General features: G+C 49.7%; 20 protein-coding genes and 2 pseudogenes. 10 read left to right on the top strand and 12 right to left on the bottom strand.

Going from position 1 to position 21,005, the window contains the following annotated elements; genetic code table 11:
• Positions 1 to 3: 3 nt before the first annotated feature.
• The 5 genes from potG to nfsA all read right to left on the bottom strand — a co-directional run bounded on the left by potG (position 4) and on the right by nfsA (position 5,133).
• A complete protein-coding gene (potG, locus tag BM427_RS03495) occupies positions 4 to 1,137 on the bottom strand; it encodes a putrescine ABC transporter ATP-binding subunit PotG (protein ID WP_090120663.1) in 1,134 nt (377 codons plus the stop codon).
• A 140-nt stretch (positions 1,138 to 1,277) separates the two neighbouring features.
• Positions 1,278 to 2,390: a spermidine/putrescine ABC transporter substrate-binding protein PotF gene (gene potF / locus BM427_RS03490; RefSeq protein ID WP_090119248.1), complete on the bottom strand. Its 1,113-nt coding sequence runs from the start codon at positions 2,388 to 2,390 to the stop codon at positions 1,278 to 1,280.
• 475 nt (positions 2,391 to 2,865) lie between these two features.
• Complete coding sequence (locus BM427_RS03480) at positions 2,866 to 3,351, bottom strand: type III secretion system chaperone family protein (protein ID WP_090119246.1); 486 nt, start codon at positions 3,349 to 3,351, stop codon at positions 2,866 to 2,868.
• Positions 3,352 to 3,434: 83 nt separating this feature from the next.
• Positions 3,435 to 4,337 (bottom strand): 30S ribosomal protein S6--L-glutamate ligase, encoded by a 903-nt coding sequence (gene rimK / locus BM427_RS03475; protein WP_090119243.1) that lies wholly within the window; start codon positions 4,335 to 4,337, stop codon positions 3,435 to 3,437.
• A gap of 73 nt (positions 4,338 to 4,410) precedes the next feature.
• Positions 4,411 to 5,133, bottom strand: a complete 723-nt coding sequence (gene nfsA, locus BM427_RS03470; RefSeq protein WP_090119241.1) for an oxygen-insensitive NADPH nitroreductase — start codon at positions 5,131 to 5,133, stop codon at positions 4,411 to 4,413.
• 178 nt (positions 5,134 to 5,311) lie between these two features.
• On the opposite strand from nfsA, the gene BM427_RS03465 reads away from it, so the two are divergent.
• Positions 5,312 to 5,575 carry a GrxA family glutaredoxin gene (locus BM427_RS03465; protein WP_090119239.1) on the top strand — a complete coding sequence of 88 codons (264 nt, stop codon included), beginning with the start codon at positions 5,312 to 5,314 and terminating at the stop codon, positions 5,573 to 5,575.
• Positions 5,576 to 5,609: 34 nt separating this feature from the next.
• On the opposite strand, the gene ybjM is transcribed toward BM427_RS03465, so the two are convergent.
• Positions 5,610 to 5,969 (bottom strand): inner membrane protein YbjM, encoded by a 360-nt coding sequence (gene ybjM / locus BM427_RS03460; protein ID WP_090119237.1) that lies wholly within the window; start codon positions 5,967 to 5,969, stop codon positions 5,610 to 5,612.
• 274 nt (positions 5,970 to 6,243) lie between these two features.
• Between ybjM and BM427_RS03455 the strand changes: the two genes are divergently transcribed.
• Both BM427_RS03455 and BM427_RS03450 read left to right on the top strand, forming a co-directional pair.
• The gene (locus BM427_RS03455; protein WP_090119235.1) at positions 6,244 to 7,929 is read left to right on the top strand and encodes an aspartate:alanine antiporter; all 1,686 of its coding nucleotides are present in this window, start codon (positions 6,244 to 6,246) and stop codon (positions 7,927 to 7,929) included.
• A gap of 484 nt (positions 7,930 to 8,413) precedes the next feature.
• Complete coding sequence (locus tag BM427_RS03450; protein WP_367888883.1) at positions 8,414 to 8,884, top strand: GIY-YIG nuclease family protein; 471 nt, start codon at positions 8,414 to 8,416, stop codon at positions 8,882 to 8,884.
• Positions 8,885 to 8,958: 74 nt separating this feature from the next.
• On the opposite strand, the pseudogene BM427_RS03445 reads toward BM427_RS03450, so the two are convergent.
• Together BM427_RS03445 and BM427_RS03440 are read right to left on the bottom strand one after the other, a co-directional pair.
• Positions 8,959 to 9,360, bottom strand: a pseudogene (locus BM427_RS03445) (phage regulatory CII family protein).
• Positions 9,361 to 9,426: 66 nt separating this feature from the next.
• Positions 9,427 to 9,630 (bottom strand): regulator, encoded by a 204-nt coding sequence (locus BM427_RS03440; RefSeq protein ID WP_090119231.1) that lies wholly within the window; start codon positions 9,628 to 9,630, stop codon positions 9,427 to 9,429.
• 146 nt (positions 9,631 to 9,776) lie between these two features.
• Between BM427_RS03440 and BM427_RS03435 the strand changes: the two genes are divergently transcribed.
• The 3 genes and pseudogenes from BM427_RS03435 to BM427_RS03425 all read left to right on the top strand — a co-directional run bounded on the left by BM427_RS03435 (position 9,777) and on the right by BM427_RS03425 (position 12,887).
• Complete coding sequence (locus BM427_RS03435; RefSeq protein WP_244316597.1) at positions 9,777 to 10,226, top strand: phage repressor protein CI; 450 nt, start codon at positions 9,777 to 9,779, stop codon at positions 10,224 to 10,226.
• A 105-nt stretch (positions 10,227 to 10,331) separates the two neighbouring features.
• Positions 10,332 to 11,795: a KAP family P-loop NTPase fold protein gene (locus tag BM427_RS03430; protein WP_090119229.1), complete on the top strand. Its 1,464-nt coding sequence runs from the start codon at positions 10,332 to 10,334 to the stop codon at positions 11,793 to 11,795.
• 66 nt (positions 11,796 to 11,861) lie between these two features.
• Positions 11,862 to 12,887, top strand: a pseudogene (locus BM427_RS03425) (phage integrase).
• A 121-nt stretch (positions 12,888 to 13,008) separates the two neighbouring features.
• Here BM427_RS03425 and BM427_RS03420 read toward each other — a convergent pair.
• Entirely contained in the window at positions 13,009 to 13,824 is an 816-nt protein-coding gene (locus BM427_RS03420) for a putative phage abortive infection protein (RefSeq protein WP_090119227.1), read from the bottom strand.
• Between the two features lie 380 nt (positions 13,825 to 14,204).
• Positions 14,205 to 15,197 (bottom strand): alpha/beta hydrolase, encoded by a 993-nt coding sequence (locus BM427_RS03415; protein ID WP_090119225.1) that lies wholly within the window; start codon positions 15,195 to 15,197, stop codon positions 14,205 to 14,207.
• A 265-nt stretch (positions 15,198 to 15,462) separates the two neighbouring features.
• Between BM427_RS03415 and BM427_RS03410 the strand changes: the two genes are divergently transcribed.
• Complete coding sequence (locus BM427_RS03410; protein ID WP_090120661.1) at positions 15,463 to 16,209, top strand: 2-phosphosulfolactate phosphatase; 747 nt, start codon at positions 15,463 to 15,465, stop codon at positions 16,207 to 16,209.
• On the opposite strand, the gene BM427_RS03405 is transcribed toward BM427_RS03410, so the two are convergent.
• Entirely contained in the window at positions 16,180 to 16,722 is a 543-nt protein-coding gene (locus BM427_RS03405) for a TetR/AcrR family transcriptional regulator (RefSeq protein ID WP_090119222.1), read from the bottom strand. The genes BM427_RS03410 and BM427_RS03405 overlap by 30 nt on opposite strands.
• An 88-nt stretch (positions 16,723 to 16,810) precedes the next feature.
• Between BM427_RS03405 and BM427_RS03400 the strand changes: the two genes are divergently transcribed.
• The gene (locus BM427_RS03400; protein ID WP_090119219.1) at positions 16,811 to 18,013 is read left to right on the top strand and encodes an MFS transporter; all 1,203 of its coding nucleotides are present in this window, start codon (positions 16,811 to 16,813) and stop codon (positions 18,011 to 18,013) included.
• A 31-nt stretch (positions 18,014 to 18,044) separates the two neighbouring features.
• Here BM427_RS03400 and BM427_RS03395 read toward each other — a convergent pair whose 3' ends face one another.
• Entirely contained in the window at positions 18,045 to 19,277 is a 1,233-nt protein-coding gene (locus BM427_RS03395; RefSeq protein WP_090119217.1) for an MFS transporter, read from the bottom strand.
• A gap of 274 nt (positions 19,278 to 19,551) precedes the next feature.
• Here BM427_RS03395 and ybjG point away from each other — a divergent pair, with 274 nt between their 5' ends.
• Both ybjG and deoR read left to right on the top strand, forming a co-directional pair.
• A complete protein-coding gene (gene ybjG / locus BM427_RS03390; RefSeq protein WP_090119215.1) occupies positions 19,552 to 20,160 on the top strand; it encodes an undecaprenyl-diphosphate phosphatase in 609 nt (202 codons plus the stop codon).
• Positions 20,161 to 20,226: 66 nt separating this feature from the next.
• Entirely contained in the window at positions 20,227 to 20,985 is a 759-nt protein-coding gene (gene deoR / locus BM427_RS03385; RefSeq protein ID WP_090119213.1) for a DNA-binding transcriptional repressor DeoR, read from the top strand.
• Positions 20,986 to 21,005 lie beyond the last annotated feature (20 nt).

Here is a 21,005-nt window from a genome sequence, read left to right as displayed (position 1 = left end):
TCCTTAAACCGTCAGAACCACACAACTATCGGCATCCCAACAGAGACGAACTTCGTCGCCCCAGGTGGGTGCGCCTTTACGGTAGCGATGCGCGTTTTGCAACTGGGCGCTGATCATCTGCCCGCTTTGCACACGCACGTGATAAATAGAAAGGTCGCCAAGGTAGGCAATATGCACAACTTCGCCGACGGCAAAGTTGTAGCCATCGGCTGGCGGCTCGTCACAGAGCATGATTTTTTCCGGTCGCAGCGCCACGTACACCGGCACGTTGTCCACCACCGAAGCATCCGGATCAACCTTCAGTGGATGCACCAGCCCCGGAGACTCTATCACCAGGCCATCATCCTGACGCGCTTTCAGCAACCCTTCGAAGACATTGACCGAGCCAATAAATTCAGCGCTGTAGCGGGTGGTTGGATGCTCATAAATCTCTTCCGGCTCGCCAATCTGCACGAATTTACCGCGGTTCATGATGGCGATACGGCCAGCCATGGTCATCGCTTCTTCCTGATCGTGCGTCACCATCACGCAGGTCACGCCAACGCGCTCGAGGATATCCACTACCTCCAGTTGCATACGGTCACGCAGTTTTTTATCCAGCGCCCCCATCGGTTCATCCAGCAGCAGCAATTTCGGGCGTTTCGCCAGGCTGCGCGCCAGCGCCACACGCTGACGTTGCCCACCGGAAAGTTGATGCGGCTTACGTTTGGCGAACTCACTCATATGCACCAGATTGAGCATCTCTGACACGCGGCTGGCAATTTCCGCTTTCGGCAACTTGTCCTGTTTCAGGCCGAACGCAATGTTCTGTTCAACCGTCATATGCGGGAACAGGGCATAAGACTGAAACATCATATTGATGGGGCGTAGATACGGCGGCACATGCGCCAGATCGACGCCGTCGAGCATAATTTGCCCCTGCGTTGGCTGCTCAAAACCGGCGAGCATACGTAGCAGGGTCGATTTGCCGCAACCGGACGCGCCGAGCAAAGCAAAAATTTCACCTTTGTAGATAGTGAGGCTGACATCATCGACGGCATGCTGGCCGTCAAACGATTTGGTCAGATTGCGGATTTCAAGCAGCGGCGTCAGATCCTTGCGGCTCTTCGCCTGTGGGCGGGGAATAGCGTCGTTCAATCCAGTGCTCTCCGGCATAAACATCATCCTGTTTCAACAGGTTGACTTACAAATGGCTGAACAGAGGTGCAGTACCTCTGTCCAGCTTTAGGGCAATTGCACCATGGTAGTGCAATCAAATCACCGATCAGGTAATTGATTTACTTGCCGCTTTTAACTTTAGTCCATGCGCGGGTTCTTACGCGGTCAATCTTCGGATCCTGGACTTTCAGCGTAAACAGCTTAGCGAAGACATCCGGCGGCGGGAAGATTGCCGGGTTGTTACGCACTTCTTCGCTGATCAGCGGCACAGAAGCTTTGTTGCCGTTCGCATAGAACACGTGATCGCTGATATGGGCAATCACATCCGGGCGCATCAGATAGTTAAGGAACTGATAAGCTTCATCTTTATTTTTCGCATCAGCTGGCATCGCGAAGACATCAAAGAATGCCAGCGCGCCTTCTTTCGGAATGGTGTAGGTCACGTTGACGCCATTTTTCGCTTCTTTCGCGCGATTAGCGGCCTGCCATACGTCCCCTGCCCAACCAATCGCCACGCAGATGTCGCCATTCGCCAGATCGTTGATGTATTGCGAAGAGTGGAAATAACGGATATTCGGACGCAGCTTCAGCAGCAAGTCCGTTGCCGGACCGGTGTAATCATCCGCTTTGGTGCTATTCGGATCTTTGCCGAGGTAGTTCAGCACAGTGGCAAAAATTTCTTCCGGCGCATCGAGGAAAGAGACGCCGCAGCTTTTCAGTTTTTCCAGGTTTTCCGGCTTCAGTACCAGATCCCAACTGTTCACCGGCGCGTCTTTGCCCAGTATGGCTTTAACTTTATCGACGTTATAACCAATACCGGTGGTCGCCCACAGGTACGGCATGGCGTATTTGTTGTCCGGATCATGCTTGGCAACCATCTTCAGCACGTCCGGATCGAGGTTTTTCCAGTTTGGCAGCTTGCTCTTATCCAGCGGCTGGAATACACCGGCTGCCAGTTGGCGCTCAAGGAAACTGGCCGATGGCACCACCAGGTCGAAGCCGGTGCTGCCCGCCATCAGTTTGCCTTCCAGCACTTCGTTGGAATCAAACACGTCATAAACAACTTTAATACCGGTTTCTTTTTCGAAATTTGCGACGGTATCCGGCGCAATATAATCAGACCAGTTATATACATGCAGCGTCTTTTGCTCGGCTGCGAGCGTGCTGGCAGAGACAGCCATCAACGCACCCGCGACAAGACCTGATACCCATTTTTTGCTCAAGGCGGTCATATCTCATTCCTTCTGGAAAGCCAGTTAACATACGAACCAAATGTACGCATTTTAAGGTATGCAAGAATCATGCATATTTTGTCATTCTGCACAGACTCGGAGGAGAAAACGCTTCCGGCAGACACCACATGCTGTTGTTTACCCTAAATAATTCGAGTTGCAGGAAGGCGGCGACGCAGCCAATCCCCGGGAGCTTACTCCAGTAAGTGACTGGGGTGAGCGAGGAAAGTCAACGCACATGCAACTTGAAGGATGACGGGTATAAACAGCGCAAGAATAACTGTAGCCAGGGTTTGAGGCTATAGGTCAGATTAAAAAACGCGGTTTATCAATTTTTTATGCAGGATATGTCTATGGGATAAGCCTTCACCGCCGGAAGTGCGGTGAATAGTTCTTTAGAGAAAGGTTAAAAGCAAAATAAAAATATTTATTTTGCAGCCGCGTTGGCAGCGACTGCATGAATTACGGCCAGGAGTCAGTGGAGAAAATTGCGCGTTGCGTCACCCTCAACGAACTCTTCCTCGCCTTCTGTCGCAAGAAACAGCATCTGGTGCGCGTTGGCTTCCATAATCACCATGGAAACCTGCTCCTCACTCTGGCGCATAAACCAGGCGAACTGCTCGAAGGTCACACCCGGCCCAATGCATAAAGACTGGCACACCACCAGCTTCGGCAGATTATCATCCTGAATATCGAGAAACGCTTTTACGGTCAGCGAACTGGCGTTAATAGCAGAGAGATCCGCTGACAGCGCCAGCAGCGCCGAAGGTTTCACTTCCGCCATCGCCGTAAACAGCATGATGTCGTTCACCAGGTCGAGCTTCGCATCGAACACACCATCAAAATTTTGCATATGCGGCAGGTGCAAAGCCTGACAGTTATCACACTCAAAAAAAGTGATACCCAGTTCGTCGAGCCAGTGACGAAGCGTGTCCAGAACAGGAACGACGAGTGAATCCATAACGTAATGCTCTCTTACTGAAAAATTGCCCATAGCTTACGCAAAAAGGGCGCCAGCTACCATTAATAGCGCAGGAAAATGCCCTAGCCGCCTGTTTTCAGGCAAAATCCAGGCGTTGCCTGACGTTCAATCCACTCGATCATTCGCCCGGCAATATCCATGCCGGTGGCTTTTTCGATGCCTTCCAACCCCGGCGACGCGTTCACTTCCATCACCAGCGGCCCTCGATTTGCACGCAGAATATCAACACCCGCAACATCCAGCCCCAGAGTATGCGCGGCAGCCAGCGCGATTTCGCGTTCGCGCGGCGTGATGTTGGCGACGGTTGCCTGCCCCCCCCGGTGCAAGTTAGAACGAAAATCCCCCTCTTTCGCCCGGCGTTCAATGGCCGCAACCACTTCATTGCCGACGACAAGACAGCGAACATCGCACCCTTTCGCTTCGGCGATAAATTCCTGCACCAGAATATGCGCATTCAGACCGCGAAACGCGTCAATCACGCTTTCTGCTGCCTGCCGGGTTTCCGCCAGCACCACGCCAATCCCCTGCGTACCTTCCACCAGCTTTACCACCAGCGGCGCGCCGCCGACCATATCGATCAGATCGCTGGTGTCATCCGGCGAATGCGCAATACCGGTCACCGGTAAATCGATCCCCTGGCGTGCCAACAGTTGCAGCGAGCGCAGTTTATCCCTGGCGCGGGTAATTGCGACGGATTCATTGAGCGGATAACTGCCCAGAATTTCAAACTGGCGCAGTGCAGCCGTACCGTAAAAGGTAATGGCGGAGCCAATGCGTGGGATCACTGCATCAAAATGCGGGAGCTGACGGCCTTTATAGTGAATGGACGATGCCGCAGGGCTGATATTCATGTAACAGGAGAGAGGATCGAAAATTTCGACCATATGGCCGCGTTGCGCAGCCGCTTCGCGCAGGCGTTTACATGAATAAAGCGTTCCGTCCCGGGACAATATGGCAATTCTCACCCTGCACCTCGCTAAAAAAGAGCCGTTAAAGCCCGCGTATCATACACGCAGAGAAGTGCAGGATGAACGGGAATTAGCGTGTTGCCCATCCCTGTTTATGCAAATAATCGAGAATAAAAGGACGATTCTCTTTAATCAGTGTGCGACGGATATGATCGCTCCACGTATCGCGGCGCGTATTACTGTCACGCGTAAGATAGTAGTTGGCGAGATCTTCGTCATACTGCGCCAGTACCTCGCGATCCAGCGGCTGATAATGGTTTTCATGCACCAGCAATGACGCTGGCATACGGGGTTTTAAACCCGGATCATCCGCCGGCCAGCCAAGACACAGGCCAAACAGCGGCAGCACATGTTTTGGTACCTTTAACAGTTCGCCCACCGCTTCGATATTGTTACGAATACCACCGATATAAACACCGCCGAGACCCAGAGATTCCGCCGCCGTAAAGGCATTTTGCGCCATCAGCGCGGTATCCACCACACCCAGCAGCAGTTGTTCCGCAAGGCCGGGTTTCGCTTCCGGGCTGATCTCAAAGTTACGATGGAAATCCGCGCAGAACACCCAGAACTCAGCCGCCTGAGCGACATGCTGCTGCCCGCCGGTCAATGTCACCAGTTGCTCACGCATCGCCGTATCGGTTATGCGAATGATCGAGCTACATTGTAAAAAGCTGGAACTGGAGGTCGCCTGCGCGCTGGCGATAATTGCCTCACGCTGTTCCTGGGTGACAGGCTGATCGGTAAAGTGGCGAATGGAACGATGGGCGCACAGCAAGTCAATCGTTGGTGTCATGATGAATAATCCCCGTATAAACAAGACTCCCGAGTATAGGACAGAGACGGAGGATTGCAGTAAGCCGAAATTGTCCTGAAAGGTTGCAGAGATTAATGCAACAGGCAGAACCTGCTTTCCATCTGGCCGCGGGTTGTTCATGATAGCGGTCATTAGCCTTCAGGTTTAAGGAGAGAGTATGTTTGCTGTAATTTTTGGCCGCCCAGGCTGCCCGTACTGCGTGCGCGCAAAAGAGCTGGCAGAAAAACTGACTGTTGAACGTGATGATTTCAACTATCGCTATGTCGATATTCATGCGGAAGGGATCACGAAAGCCGATCTGGAAAAAACCGTCGGTAAACCGGTCGAAACCGTACCGCAGATTTTCCTCGACCAGCAACACATTGGCGGCTGCACTGACTTTGAAGCTTACGCCAAACAGCATTTCGGCCTGTTTGCATAACAGCATGACGCCCGCCCCCCATTTCCGGGGGCGTTTAGTGCCTGAACATTCTGCCGACAAACAGAGACACCAGACCGCCGATACCACACCAGAACACTGCGCTGAACAGCCAGGCCAGTTCCTGCCACACCGATCGCGACGGCAACAGAAACAGATGCATCAGTACAAAGCTGAACGGTAGCGCCAGCAGCGCCCCCAGCAGCGCATTAACCACTCTGCGACGGCGAGCAGCAAGGCCGCTGGCAATACCGGGCAATATGAAAAACAACAAACCTGTTTCAGGTTTACCCGTACCTGGCAAATCCCCTTCCATGCTAACGACCAAAGAAAGGCATACCGCAATAAAGAGTAAAAAACTACAAATAACACCGAGCCGACGCCGCCTGAGCTTCAAACAACCCTCCTGACTCTCTATCACACACCCGTTCGTTCCAAAGAATGTCCGGACAGATAAAGGGGAACGGCAATCCATATCTGAAATGGTCTGGCCGTAAACACGCGATTCTCACTAGCCGTTGTAATCCAATCCGATTAAACTATCGCCCTGTTTTTGTTTTGCGAAAAATGCGTGGAGCAACGCCGCTTTTTTATGCCAGCACACGTTCAAAACACTAGCTCAAATAACCATTCCTTTCAACAACTTACAAGTAAACAAGAAGTTAGCCTCCGTGAATATAAACGTCGCAGATTTGTTAAACGGGAATTACATACTGTTATTGTTTGTCGTACTGGCACTCGGCCTGTGTCTTGGTAAATTACGTCTGGGTTCGGTACAACTCGGTAATTCCATTGGCGTTTTAGTCGTTTCACTATTATTAGGTCAGCAGCATTTCAGCATAAACACGGATGCATTAAATCTTGGCTTTATGCTGTTTATTTTTTGTGTGGGTGTTGAAGCTGGCCCCAACTTTTTTTCGATTTTTTTTCGCGACGGCAAAAATTATCTGATGCTCGCGCTGGTATTAGTTGGCAGCGCGCTACTAATCGCCTTAGGTCTGGGAAAATTGTTCGGCTGGGATATTGGCCTCACTGCCGGGATGCTGGCAGGCTCAATGACCTCAACCCCCGTGCTGGTTGGCGCAGGCGATACGCTGCGTCATACCTCGATGGAGAGCGGTCATCTTGCCAAAGCGCTGGATAACCTCAGCCTTGGCTACGCGTTAACCTACCTGATTGGTCTGGTCAGCCTGATTTTCGGTGCGCGTTATTTGCCAAAGCTGCAACACCAGGATCTGCAAACCAGCGCCCAACAGATCGCGCGCGAACGCGGCCTCGATACCGATGCCCATCGCAAAGTTTATCTGCCGGTAATCCGCGCTTACCGCGTCGGGCCGGAGCTGGTGGCCTGGGCAGACGGCAAAAACCTGCGTGAGTTGGGGATCTATCGCCAGACCGGTTGTTATATTGAGCGTATTCGACGCAACGGTATTCTCGCCAGCCCGGACGGTGACGCGGTGCTGCAAATGGGCGATGAGATCTCGCTGGTCGGTTATCCGGACGCGCATGCGCGCCTCGATCCAAGTTTCCGCAACGGCAAAGAGGTGTTCGATCGCGATCTGCTGGATATGCGCATCGTGACGGAAGAGGTGGTGGTGAAAAACCACAATGTGGTTGGTCGCCGTCTCGCACAGCTGAAATTGACCGATCACGGTTGCTTTCTTAACCGCGTGATCCGTAGCCAGATTGAGATGCCGATCGACGACAATATCGTGCTCAACAAAGGCGACGTGCTGCAAATCAGCGGCGATGCCCGCCGGGTGAAAACCATTGCTGACCGCATCGGCTTTATCTCGATTCACAGCCAGGTTACCGATCTGCTCGCCTTCTGCGCCTTCTTTATTGTTGGCCTGATGATCGGCATGATCACTTTCCAGTTCAGCTCGTTCAGTTTTGGCGTGGGTAATGCCGCCGGTCTGCTGTTTGCCGGTATCATGCTTGGCTTCCTGCGTGCGAACCACCCAACGTTCGGCTATATCCCTCAGGGTGCGCTGATGATGGTGAAAGAGTTTGGCCTGATGGTGTTTATGGCTGGTGTGGGTTTAAGTGCCGGTAGCGGCATTGGTCATGGCCTGGGTGCCATCGGTGGGCAGATGCTGATCGCCGGGTTGATCGTAAGCCTTGTTCCGGTGCTGATCTGTTTCCTGTTCGGCGCATACGTGCTGAAAATGAACCGCGCCCTGCTCTTTGGTGCCATGATGGGCGCACGTACCTGCGCGCCCGCCATGGAGATCATCAGCGATACCGCGCGCAGCAATATCCCGGCACTGGGCTATGCCGGAACCTACGCGATCGCCAACGTGTTGCTAACCCTGGCGGGGACGCTGATTATCATCATCTGGCCGGGGCTCGGATAACTCCGAAGCTGGAAAATATTTCAGTTATGCGCAGAACTTTTTTCTGGGGTGTCAGTCATAACTAGTGCCACTGCTTTTCTTTGATGTCCCCATTTTGTGGAGCCCATCAACCCCGCCATTTTGGTTCAAGGTTGATGGGTTTTTTGTTGCCTGCTATTTAATGATTCATAAATCAGCTAATTAGAGCAGCGCATCGAAGCTGATGGCGATGGAGAGGCGGCAGCGCCAAAATGTGTTGCATTAGTCGAAGCCCCTCCCTCTAAATTTTTCCTTCTCATCACATCTGAAAACCATCGCTTCGCGAAAGCAAATGAATAGAATCGTAGAAAACGCCTGCAAGGAAAGCGCATGTTCGATTATTACCCCGAGAAAATATACAGCAGATCAGAAGCCATGAGCAGGCCAATGCCTGTTCCTGCAGTGAATGGTATCGATTTCTAGTGGTTCAAAGTGATTCACCCCTGGCGTTCCGACTGCGGGTTGTATCACTCATGATGGTTACACACTGCTTTATGTTGGTATTTCACCCAATAAAAAAGGTAAACCTAATAGCCGCGCCAATTTGCGACAGCGAATAAAAACTCATTACAGTGGCAATGCCGAAGGCTCGACATTGAGACGAACGCTCGGAGTATTACTTGCTACGGAAAGTAATTTCCCGCTGCGCCGGGCTGGCTCAGGAACCAGAACGACATTTACCCATTCTGGTGAGCAATGGCTTGACCAGGGGATGGAACAGAATGCAAAAGTTTATTGGGTAGCAGACGAGGAACAATGGTTACTGGAAGAAAGTTTAATTGCCAATATTTCGCTACCGTTAAATATTCAGGGTAACAACCATACTTTCAAGCCGATACTTTCTGGAATGCGTAGCAAAGCAATAGCAGAGGCCAAAATCATGGAGACCGCAGACGAAGCAGGATTTAGCAGACGTCGGATTACGGCGATGGTTTAGCAACAAATACAAAGTGAATAAATTATATGAAGCCCGCCTCAGTATTATCTAATTTATTCTCAAACTGCATTTAGTCAGCGCCACTTAACAGCGTTAATGCTGTAAACGCATCGCTTGCCTGTAGTGCTTTTCACCTTATCAGATAACGCTACGGCGGCGACACGCCCAATTTCAGCGGTAACGCTCATGACATAATGCGGCAACTTCTCTTTTGCCAGTTCACTCGCCGGAACACACGGCAGGTAATGAATCACCGCCAGAAGCCATCGACCAGCGTTGAGCCTTACGTGAGATCGGTCAGCAGCCAGATATCTGCTGCCGTAAATTGATGCGGATGAATTGGGTTCAGCTTGTTACGTAGTGTTTGAACGTTCATTCCTGCACGCGCCGCCAGCCTTGCCATATTGTGGCTTAAAGCAAACGCACAGCAGGCATCATGGATGATGTTCTTGTTGGGAAACTTTAAAATCAAACATAGTTTTTCATATGCAAACCCATCGCAGAATCGAACTGAAGAGGCCATGAAAATACGCATCCGATTTTCAAGCGGACAGTGCATCAACAGTCAAAGCGGCGATGTTAATCATTATCTTTTCACGCTTTTTGTCTTTACGTAAGTGATGGCGAGGTATGCGACCATCGGCCAACTTGTCGTTAACCGTATCGACAGAGAGACTTGTCAGTTCGCTATAACGTTCAATAGTGACGTGGGGAGTATTCAGAGTGGTTGAAATGTTAGGGGTCATAGTGCAACATTCCTTATTAAGTTCGACTTGTGGCTAGCCGTTATCGTTAGTGATTAGTAGTGAAGGCTCCGAAAGAGTACTTCGGGTTCAACTTTAAGATCGCTTTTGGAATCTGTTAATGGATTTTGGTTTGATTTAGAGGACTTATGGATTTCAATAGCGGTGCCAAGAAATTCATTGAGCAATTAGTCGAGGCATATGGGTTTACTACCCGCCAGGCTCTCTGCGACCACTTAGGTGTCTCAAAGAGCACTATGGCGACTCGCTACATGTGTGACATTTTTCCTGCTGATTGGGTTTTGCAATATGTAATGGAGACCGGCGTTTCTATTGATTGGCTGGTGTCAGGCAAAGGGGAGTTAAGGGTTGCCGAAGCCGCAACCTTGGCTGATATCGAAACTCACGAACTGAAAAATGGTGAAATCGTGCCTATTGATACATACAAATTTTCCCCATTTTTGCTTCTCAAAGAAATTAAATCTCCCTTGGCTATAAAATCCCATCAACATATATATAATCAAGGGGATACTGTTATCTCCGATGGACAGTTGTTAGTAAGAATTGAAGGGAAGTTAAGCATTAAAAAATCAATTTAATTCCTGTTAAAAAACAATAATTACTGACATAGCTTTTATTTTGAATGCGATATTAATGACATCGAACCGTTAGTTAGAGTTTTTACTGTAATTAGTGAGGCTTAAATGGATATCAAGTGGGAATGGAATATTCATGATGAATTCTTTGGCGAGCAGTTACCCGTAGATACTTTAGATAGACAGAAGTATGCAAAATATTTATATGAAATATGTGCCGCCCGTGGTGAAAATGCTAATCTTGTAATCAACCTTAATGCTGAATGGGGAGCAGGGAAGACTTATTTTACTAAACGCCTAGCTAAAACAATAGCAGAAAACCATCCAACTATTTATATAGACTCTTGGAAAGAAGATTTTTCTGATGACCCATTACTAACAGTTTTTAGTTCTATAAAAGAACAATTAACAGGGCAGTCAGATCAATTCACAAAGATGATGAATAACACTATAGATGCTATCGGGCCACTTTTAAAATCAGCAGCACCAGCAATTTTAGGAGGGTTAGCGAAAAAATATACAGGTGTTGAGAACATATCAGACATCACCAAAAGCCTTTCGCAAAAACTGTTAGAATTACATTCTGAAAAATCCAAACGAATAGCTACAATAAAAAAAGGAATTAGTGAATGGGTTCGCTATATCAAGCAGAAGGATGGGATAAACAAAGCATTGCCTTTATTCGTCATCATCGATGAATTAGATAGATGCAGACCAAGTTTTGCGATAAGTTTATTGGAAGTCACTAAACATATTTTTAATATCCCAGGTGTAGTATTCATAATTGCTACTGACACAGAACAACTACAACATTCAATAAAAGTTATTTACGGGAGTAATTTCTCAGCGAATCTATATTTAAGTCGTTTTTTTGACAGAAGATTTTTATTACCATCACCTAAAATGGCCAATTTAATAAAAACTCATACACTGAAAGAACTTTCAGATGGGTTTAATACAAAACGAAATATTCTTGTATTGGTTCCACCTTCACTCGATGATTTTATAGATAATTGCACATCCATTCTTGAGGCATTTGAAATTAATTTGCGAGATGCATTAAAGATTTACAATTCATTGATGGATTATATTCTCATAGGAACTAAAAAAATTGATGCTTCTTTATATTTGATATTATCCTGCATATATATGCTTAACTCCGAAATATACTTTAGCATTAAAAATAATAGAGATGTAAAAAGCAGCACATTTTATGATAAGGAAATATTATTAAAATATGATCTTTCAAGTTCAATGACTGGAGTCAATTACTTTTCAAATCCGGACGGTTTAATAACAAACACATTAAAGAATGAAAAAATAAAAATAAATATAAAAAACTACATCACATACAACTTCAGAATACTTGAAGAACGAAACGCAACATCAAATCCCTATAATGCACGCTATCCATTGCCATGGAAAACTGGAGGTTTGAGAGCTACCTTCAATGACATGGATGTATTATTAAAGGTGGGGTGGGCGGACACTAAAGAAAATAATCTAGGTATAACACAATCACAATATTTTGAATTAATTGAGTTGAGCACAACACTGGATAGCGATGTATAAAAAAATAAGAACAAACATTATTCAAATACACAGTTAAATTTAGCCCTCAGATATGAGGGCTTTTTTATGACGGTACGGAAACTCGATACTGGAAAATGGATTGTGAATGCTACCCCACCGGGAGCAGCGCTCGTCATGTGTGTAAGCAGTTCGCCACCAAAGGCGAGGCATTAGCCTTTGAACACCATACAATGGAGGAGGCTGAGGCTAAACTCTAGCTGGGTGAATCGCTAGCTCTCCGGACACTTAAAGATGTCGTAGAACTCTGGTTCAAACTGCACGGCAAATCTCTAACCGCTGGCGAACACGTTTATGACAAGCTACTCCTGATGTTTGATGCTCTCGGAAATCCCCTTACTGCCGCTCTCACTTCCAGTGTTGTTCGCGTACTATCGCGATAAACGCCTCACTGGAGAAATCTACTTTAGCGAGAAATGGAAGAAAGGAGCCAGTCCCGTAACTATCAACCTTTAGCAGAGTTGTTTAAGCGGTGTTTTCAGTGAGCTTGCACGCCTCGGGGATGGACCGTGCCGAACCCGCGAGAGAATATGCGTAAATTCACTATTGCAGAAAAGGAGATGGCCTAGCTGTCGCATGCGCAAATTACAGAACTCTTATACGACTGTAGCCGTCAAAGCGCCCTTCTCGCTTTGGTTGTCAAAATTTGCCTCAGTACCGGTGCACGTTGGCGCGAAGCAGTGAATCTCACTCGTTCGCAGTTCACTAAATACCGCATTACCTTTGTCAGAGCCAAGGGTAAAAAACTGCAGCATTCCGATCAGCAAAGAACTGTATAAAGAAATCATTGCTCTGGACGGCTTCAATTTCTTCACAGATTGCTACTTTCAGCTTTTAGCGGTGATGGAGAAAAACATCGATTGTGCTTCCCTGATGACAACTAACCCACGTGCTGCGCCACACGTTTGCGGTGCATTTTATGATGTCCGGCGGAAACATCCTTGCTCTGCAAAAAATACCGGGGGGCACCACGACATAAAAATGACCATGCGCTATGTTCATCTCGCTCCAGATCACTTAGAAACAGATCTAAAATTCAACCCTCTCGTAACAAGAGAGCATTCTTCTCTTTAGATTAGAATATTTATATTGAGGACTTCTCTAAATTTAGCACTAATTAAATGAAAAAAAACCATGAGCGCTCATTCAGGGATCAAATATTATAAAAAACGATCGATGCTTGCAATAATATAATCTACGTAATTTGACTCTTAATATCCTTCACGTAATCTATGAAATCATTGTCTCCAAAAGATGCCTCAGGAAATTCCTTGCATATATCATCGAAAATTTGAAGTTTAGTTTTATATTTGATTGCATCAATGGCCCCTTCTATTCTCAGTCCATTTCTTACATCTTCAGAACAACCAGAAACAAAAACTTCCCCATCAATAATAAGATGTTCTAGGTATGAAAACCTTTCTATTAACTCTCTGTATCCGAAATACTGATTCCCTTTTTTGGCATGAGCCACATTTATTATTAAAAGAAGCGTAATCTCAGTATTCAAAAATGATCTAACCATGCTTGTATAGAATTTTTTCTTCTTGTAAGCATTTACATAGCCATAATAATTCCTATCAATATGCTTCATTAGATAATAAAGAACTCTAAAATAACTACCATAAAAAGAATCTAAATTATGCATCCGTTGGTTTGCTGATACCAAATCTTTCTCATCTCCAAACCCAAGCACCTCTGATAGATTTTTAGAAAAATCAGGATGGTTTAGAAGAGTCTTTAGCTGTTCGTTATGTTGTTCAAGTAGCAGTGAAAAATTACGTTCAAATGTATCTCGCTTGCTATTTTTGACAGAAATATATAAAGCTACTACGACGGAAGACATCGTACCAAATGCAACAAAAAACTGAACCAGTTGGGCGTAACTTTTTGAAAATACATTTAATGAATTAAAAGCTAAGGAAATTACACTCATTAATTCACCACCAATAGTACCTATAAGAAAAATTATAATTACCGGAGGCCAAAAAAGCCTCTCCACCACTGTCATAAATCACCTTTACCATACCCTTAAGATATGTGTATTAATTTCATTTTTAATTTAAGCACTGAATTCAATATAGCCTATTTTTGAGGTGTCATATAGATTACAATGCCTGTTACTAGCGTATTTTAAGTCTATACTCAACTACAGTCACGTAATATCTGTCAATATAGAAACTGTTTTTTCAACTTAAGTACGACCACTGCCAAATGGCGGCAAAGATTGGTATTACCCCTTAGTTGCCCGTACTTATCAAAAACCTAATCCATTGATTTTTATGCAAGTGATTGTTTTTGAAAACCCATTTATCTAAATGGGTTTTTGTTGCCCGAAATTCACTCCTTAAGGAATTACTCAACGCGCTCCAGTAGCCTTTATTACTCCGCTTACAGGTTATCGTCTTTACCGCTTGCCGCTTTGCCCTCACCGTTAACGGGTGCGCCCAGTGTCTGTTTGAACCATTCGACTACCGTTTTGATCACCTCCTGCTGGAACCAGGAAATATCGCCATGTTCTGCGCCGTTGAGCAGAATGTATTTCACCTTGTCATGCTTCTCTTTTAACGCATTGTAAAGCTGTGCGCTCTGCACTGGCGACACCAGTGTGTCGGCGCTGCCGTGCATAATAAGGAACGGAGGCTCATTACCGCTGATATTCCCCATCGGGCTGGCATTCAGCGCTTTTTGTTTATCGCTGTCGATGGTCGCGCCGGGGAAATGACTGAAAGCCACGCCGTTCACCAACAGCGATTCAGTGACCGACGGGGAGTAATGCACCCGCTGGATCTCTTCCGGGAATCCTTCGCCAATATTCAGCAAGTTTGAAATGCCATATAACGTCGCAACCGCCTGTACTGCCGACGATTGATCGAGGTTGTCGCCAGTATCGAAGGTTTTTATATTGTTGGTTGTGCCGAGCATCTGGGCCATCCAGCCACCAGCAGAATCCCCCAACACACCGATTCGTTGCGGATCGATGTTGTACGCCTTCGCATGTTCGCGTAAATAGCGCACTGCAGCTTTACCATCTTCCAGCGGCGCCGGGAAAGTATCCGGCACAACACGGTACTCCGCCGCGGCGACAACAAATCCCGCCTCTGCCAGCGCCATACGCATTTCAATAAATTGGTCGTAATCGGTGGAAATAAAACCGCCACCAGGGAAGTAGATGAGGGCTGGTTTCAGCGCGCTGGTGCGTGGAACCAGGAGTGACATGTTTAATTGGCGAACGGAACGTACATTCCGAATCTGGCTGTAAACGATATTGCTCAGTAAATCTATCTGCTCGCGGGATTTTTTAACATTAATGACTTCCGCGCCAGGCGTATTGCCCGCCAGTTCATGGTCAGAAGCCAATGCCGAAGCTGAAATATTCGCCATTATAACCACCCCACTATCGTGAATCGACCTCGCATCATGCACCTCTCCATTCTCATTAAAAAATATGGGAGGGCAGGCAAAGCGGGAATGGACATCACAGACGTTACCAGCGATTTTTTTAACGTCAAATCCAATAATCGGATGAAATTCATCTGAATTGTAGATGCGTTTATCCAGGCACTTTGCCAGCAGATCGCCAATGAACTGTTTTTTATCGCACTATTCTGCTTTATTAGCGGACGACAACGAACAGAGGCCTCCCCTGATGAGCAATGCCTGGTACAACCAAAACCCGTTTGAAGTGCGGCTGGAGTGGGGTTTAGCGGCGGCAGAACATCTGGCGCACGAAGCAGATTGCGTGGTGATTGTCGATGTGATGTCGTTTTCCACCTGCGTCAGCCTGGCAAATGATAACGATGCACTGATCTACCCATGGCCGTGGAAAGATGACAGCGCGCTGCGCTATGCACAGGAGAACGATGCAGATGTCGCCAGTTTCGAACGCACATTCAGTGGCGATTGCTATACGCTCTCACCGACCTCATTGCGCGATATTCCCGCCGGGCACCGGCTGGTGCTGCCCTCGCCGAACGGTTCGACGATCGCCTTCAAAGCACGCGATTGCGGCGCGGCGGTATTTAGCGGCTGCTTCCGCAACCGGAGTGCCACCGCACAGGCCTGCGCCGGTTTTCAACGCATTTTGCTGATCCCGGCCGGAGAGCGCTGGCCGGATGGTAGCCTGCGCCCGGCGGTAGAGGATTATCTGGCGGCAGGCGCGATTATTGCCGCCCTCGGCAAACGCCATCTATCCCCGGAAGCCCATGCGGCAGCGGCGGCATTTGGTGAAAGCAGCCTCGCTGATTTGCATCACTGTGCCTCAGCAAGAGAGCTTCAGGATAGAGGTTTTGCCCACGATGTCGCGCTGTGCCTGGCGCTGGATGTCAGCCGTCGTGCCTGCCGGTTGCAGGATAACGCATACCGCTCAGAGCCCGGCGATACGGCCAATCATTAGGCGGATCTCTTCGCGGCTCAGCGGCTGCCTGTCGGTCACAAAGTGCAGCGTCATCCCTTCGATAAAGGCATCCAGCGCGCGTGCCGTGACCGGATCAAACCAGCGTTCAAGTGTCGTCTGGCTGGATCGCATCCAGTTTTGCATCACGCTTTTCAACATTGGCTGGCGGCTCATAAACGCATAGAGCTGGTACATCAGTTCCATATTGCGCGCGGTGGTCACCTGCGCGCCGTAGATCAGGTCTGTAAGCGCATCACAGGCCCGTGCCGGGCTGTCGACACCCTCAAAAAAAGCGGCGTACTGGGCTGACATCTGGCCGGTAAAGCGGCTGAATGCCTCTTCCAGCAGCGCATCAATGCCAGAAAAATAGTAAGTCATCGAGCCGAGCGGGACATCCGCACAGCTGGCGATTTTGCGGTGGGTTACCGCCTGGATGCCGCATTCGGCGATAGTGTCCAGCGTCGCTTCAAGAATGCGGTCGCGCCGCTGCGGGTCGTTCGGTCGTCGTGCCATAGCGCCTCTCACGGATTTATGTACAAATGTACACTTCCTTGCTAGTGTTGTCTTACCTTTTCATTTTCCGACGTTCCGACGTGAAGCTATGACCGCAACCGCCTCCCGCAATGCCCTGCGCAACCGTCTATGGGCGCTGTTTACTTTCTTTTTTCTGCCCGGATTACTGATGGCCTCCTGGGCAACGCGTACGCCTGCAATCCGCGATATTTTGTCCGTCTCGACGGCGGAAATGGGCGGCGTGCTGTTTGGCCTGTCGATCGGTTCCATGAGCGGTATTCTCTCTTCCGCGTGGCTGGTTAAACGCTTCGGCGCACGCAAAGTGATCCGCGCCAGCATGTCCTTTTCCGTGCTCGGCATGATTATCCTCAGCCTCGCGCTGTGGGTCGCTTCACCGCTGCTGTTTGCCATCGGGCTGGCCGTGTTCGGCGGCAGCCTCGGCGCGGGCGAAGTCGCGATGAATATTGAAGGTGCGGAGGTCGAACGCGAAATGAATAAAACCGTGCTACCAATGATGCACGGTTTTTACAGCTTCGGCACGCTGGTCGGCGCGGGGATCGGCATGACGTTAACCGCGCTCGGCCTCACTGCCAATGTGCATATTCTGTTGGCGGCGCTGGTCGCTATTTTGCCGATTATCGTGGCGATTGCCGCTATTCCGGATGGCACCGGCAAAAACTCCGCAGAAGAGAACGCACAGAGGAAGAAGGGAATCCCCTTCTGGCGCGATAGCCAATTGTTGCTGATTGGCGTGGTGGTGCTGGCGATGGCGTTCGCAGAAGGTTCCGCCAACGACTGGTTGCCGCTGCTGATGGTGGACGGCCACGGTTTTAGCCCTACTTCCGGCTCACTGATCTACGCAGGTTTCACCCTTGGCATGACTATTGGCCGTTTTACCGGCGGCTGGTTTATCGATCGCTATAATCGCGTGACGGTGGTTCGTGCCAGCGCACTAATGGGTGCCCTGGGAATTGGTTTGATTATCTTTGTCGACAGCGCCTGGGTGGCAGGCGTGTCGGTGATTTTGTGGGGACTTGGCGCATCTCTGGGGTTCCCGCTGACCATCTCAGCCGCCAGCGACACCGGCCCGGATGCCCCTACCCGCGTTAGCGTGGTAGCAACCACCGGTTACCTGGCTTTCCTCGTCGGCCCGCCGCTGCTCGGTTTTCTCGGCGAGCACTACGGCTTGCGCAGCGCCATGCTGGTGGTACTCAGTCTGGTGCTGATTGCCGCGCTGGTCGCCCGCGCCGTGGCAAAACCGGCCCCGGAAGCACAAGCGGAAACCTGTTAACCGCAAGGCGGCGCACAGACGTGCCGCCGCCTTAACTGTCCAGCGAATTCCCCACGCGCTTATCGCGCAGAAACACCACCATCAAGCCAATCCACAACGCACCGTTTACCAGGTTGAAAAGGCTGAACAGACCATTGCCACCCGCCAGCCAGGCATGTTTGCTGATTTCGATACCGACGGTAAAGATGAACATCTGCAACATGCCCATCGCTGCCGACACCGTGCCCTTACTCATCTCGCTGGCGAACAGTGTCAGGCGCACCAGCCCGGCATTCGCCAGCCCGATGCCAAAAGCGTAGAGGCTCAACCCGGCAGTCATCCACAAATAAGCATGTGATGACACCAACGTCGCAACTGTCGCCAGCAGCAACCCGGCAGCAATCGGCCAGCCGCCCATAATGATCAGAGCCCGTACGGTGCGCCGCGACGTCAAACGCGCCAGCGCCAGGTTACCGAGAATCAACGCGCCGAAAATCGGCACCTGCAACAGGCCGTACTGATAGCTACTGAGTTGTTCACCGCTAATGATGATAATTGGCGATTGGGCGATCCACGCCAGTAACGGCAGGCTGACAAACCCCGTCGCCAGCGCACCGGCGACAAAACGCAGGTTTTTCATGACTTCCGCATAATCGCGCCACAACGCCTTCAGCGAGAGTGGCTCCCCAAGACGGGTCGCCGTTTCCGGCATCGCTTTTTGCAGACCAAAGAAGGAGAACGCCGCCAGCAGCGCGAACAACACAAACATCCCCTGCCACGGCGCGGCATGGACCCAGGCGGCCCCCACCAGAGGGCCAAGCAGCGGCGCAATCAGCGCCACATTGGCCATCAGCGCAGTGATTTTAATACACACTGCCTCTTCAAAGGATTCCTGAATCGCGGCGTAGCCCACCGCGCCAATAAAGCACAGGCTGATGCCCTGTAAAAAACGCAGCAGCGTGAATTGTTCGATGTTTTGCGCCAGCAGCGTGGCAAGGCAGGTCACAATGAACCACACCACGCCGGTCAGCATCACCGGACGGCGGCCAATGCGATCCGACAGCGGCCCCAAGAGCCACTGTAAAAACATGCCACCCGCCAGGTAAGCGGTCATGGATGTTGGCACCCATTCGATCCCAGCGTTGTACTGCTCCACCACGGCCAACATGCCGGGTTGGATCATGTCATTGCCGATGTAAGTCGAGAATTCGTAAAGCACCAGGCAAATGGGAAAGAGTAGCGCCCGTCGTCCCAGACGTTGGCCCGATAAGGAATAGTTTTGCATGCAGTCTCTTCATCTATGAAAAATCGCGCAGAGTGTAATAAAAGCCGTCCGGCAGTGATAGCGCATTTACAGCCATTGCCTAAATTTAGCGCTTTTCGGCCAATTAAGGTTTTCTTAATCGCCTGGATGTAATGTGCGCAATTATTACGGTTTTGTTTAAGAATCGTCTAACTCTCCGGGGTGTAAGATAAAACCCCTTTACCGTTTGTCGACGCGCTTTTAAGGTGGGCGCTTTCGTGCAAATGCGGTCGTTTAATCAAAGAGTAACAAACCTATGTTAGAGAGCCTCAATCACACGCTGTTCTACTGGATTAACGCAACGCCCGACTCCCCACGCTGGTTAATTGCGCTGGCCGAATTTAGCGCCAGCGATCTCATTAGCATTGTACCACTACTGGCGGTAGGTCTTTGGCTATGGGGCCCCCATCATCAGGTTAGCGCCCAACGTCAACTGGTGATTAAAATTTCGATGGCGATAGTAGTCAGCATGAGCATCTCACTGTTATTAGGCCACTTTTTTCCCCACGACCGCCCCTTTGCCGATCATGTCGGCTATAACTTCCTGCCGCATGCGCCGGACAGTTCTTTCCCAAGCGACCACGGTACAGTCATCTTTACTTTTGCCGTGGCTTTCCTCGCCTGGCACCGCCTGTGGTCGGGCGCTGTGCTAATGGCGGTTGGTCTGGCGATCGCCTGGTCCCGCGTCTATCTTGGCGTCCACTGGCCGCTGGATATGTTCGGCGCGCTGGTCGTCGGCATCAGCGGTTGTCTGAGCGCGCAAATCCTGTGGCAAGCTTTTGGTCCGGCGCTCTATCGTATCATTCAGCAGATTTATCGGTTCTGCTTTGCAACGCTGATTCGCCGTGGCTGGGTACGTGACTAACCCCACCACCAAAGGTAAGATGAACGCCCTGCTCAATGCAGGGCTTTTGTTTTATTCAGGGGAAATATGGAAACAAGACGTGACGAACGGATTAGCCAGCTACTGACGGCGCTCAGGCACAGTGACAAGCTGCATCTGAAAGAGGCAGCAATGCTGCTTGGCGTTTCAGAGATGACTATTCGCCGCGATCTCAGTACCAACAGCGCTCCTGTGGTTCTGCTGGGCGGCTATATCGTGCTGGAGCCGCGCGCGGCCAGCCACTATCTTTTAAGTGATCAAAAAACCCGGCTTGTCGAAGAGAAACGCCGCGCCGCAAAGCAGGCTGCGGCGCTGTTGCACGCGCATCAGATGGCCTTCTTCGATTGCGGCACCACCATGCCGTGGGTAATTGACGCCATTCCTGACGATTTACCATTTATCGGCGTTTGCTACTCTCTGAATACTTTTCTGGCGTTACAGGAAAAACCGCTTTGCCGCGCAATCCTGTGCGGCGGCGAATTTCATGCCAGCAATGCTATTTTCAAGCCTCTGAATTTTAATGAGACGCTGAAAAATCTGTGCCCGGACATCGCCTTCTATTCGGCGGCAGGCGTGCATGCACAACAGGGCGCGACCTGTTTTAATCTTGAAGAGTTGCCGGTGAAACACTGGGCAATGGAGAGTGCGCAATATCACGTCCTGGTGGTGGATCACAGCAAATTCGGTAAAGTGCGCCCGGCCTGCATGAGCGCGCTCAGCCAGTTTGACGTGATTGCCAGCGACTGCCGTCCGGATAACAGCATGGTGCAGTTCGCAGAACAGCAGCAAATCACATTGATGTACTGACCGTGCCCAGCGGGGCACGG

The organism is Kosakonia arachidis (assembly GCF_900116535.1).
Taxonomy (GTDB): domain Bacteria; phylum Pseudomonadota; class Gammaproteobacteria; order Enterobacterales; family Enterobacteriaceae; genus Kosakonia; species Kosakonia arachidis.
This window is presented reverse-complemented; position numbering and strand designations above follow the sequence as displayed.

What these genes read in the sequence shown, in the direction of transcription:
- BM427_RS03405 (WP_090119222.1), bottom strand. Translation starts at nt 16,722, where the DNA reads ATGGCACGACGACCGAACGACCCGCAGCGGCGCGACCGCATTCTTGAA.
- BM427_RS03430 (WP_090119229.1), top strand. Translation starts at nt 10,332, where the DNA reads ATGGATATCAAGTGGGAATGGAATATTCATGATGAATTCTTTGGCGAG.
- BM427_RS03410 (WP_090120661.1), top strand. Translation starts at nt 15,463, where the DNA reads ATGAGCAATGCCTGGTACAACCAAAACCCGTTTGAAGTGCGGCTGGAG.
- BM427_RS03440 (WP_090119231.1), bottom strand. Translation starts at nt 9,630, where the DNA reads ATGACCCCTAACATTTCAACCACTCTGAATACTCCCCACGTCACTATT.
- deoR (WP_090119213.1), top strand. Translation starts at nt 20,227, where the DNA reads ATGGAAACAAGACGTGACGAACGGATTAGCCAGCTACTGACGGCGCTC.
- ybjG (WP_090119215.1), top strand. Translation starts at nt 19,552, where the DNA reads ATGTTAGAGAGCCTCAATCACACGCTGTTCTACTGGATTAACGCAACG.
- BM427_RS03480 (WP_090119246.1), bottom strand. Translation starts at nt 3,351, where the DNA reads ATGGATTCACTCGTCGTTCCTGTTCTGGACACGCTTCGTCACTGGCTC.
- BM427_RS03415 (WP_090119225.1), bottom strand. Translation starts at nt 15,197, where the DNA reads ATGGCGAATATTTCAGCTTCGGCATTGGCTTCTGACCATGAACTGGCG.
- BM427_RS03465 (WP_090119239.1), top strand. Translation starts at nt 5,312, where the DNA reads ATGTTTGCTGTAATTTTTGGCCGCCCAGGCTGCCCGTACTGCGTGCGC.
- potF (WP_090119248.1), bottom strand. Translation starts at nt 2,390, where the DNA reads ATGACCGCCTTGAGCAAAAAATGGGTATCAGGTCTTGTCGCGGGTGCG.
- nfsA (WP_090119241.1), bottom strand. Translation starts at nt 5,133, where the DNA reads ATGACACCAACGATTGACTTGCTGTGCGCCCATCGTTCCATTCGCCAC.
- BM427_RS03395 (WP_090119217.1), bottom strand. Translation starts at nt 19,277, where the DNA reads ATGCAAAACTATTCCTTATCGGGCCAACGTCTGGGACGACGGGCGCTA.
- BM427_RS03420 (WP_090119227.1), bottom strand. Translation starts at nt 13,824, where the DNA reads ATGACAGTGGTGGAGAGGCTTTTTTGGCCTCCGGTAATTATAATTTTT.
- BM427_RS03400 (WP_090119219.1), top strand. Translation starts at nt 16,811, where the DNA reads ATGACCGCAACCGCCTCCCGCAATGCCCTGCGCAACCGTCTATGGGCG.
- BM427_RS03435 (WP_244316597.1), top strand. Translation starts at nt 9,777, where the DNA reads ATGGATTTCAATAGCGGTGCCAAGAAATTCATTGAGCAATTAGTCGAG.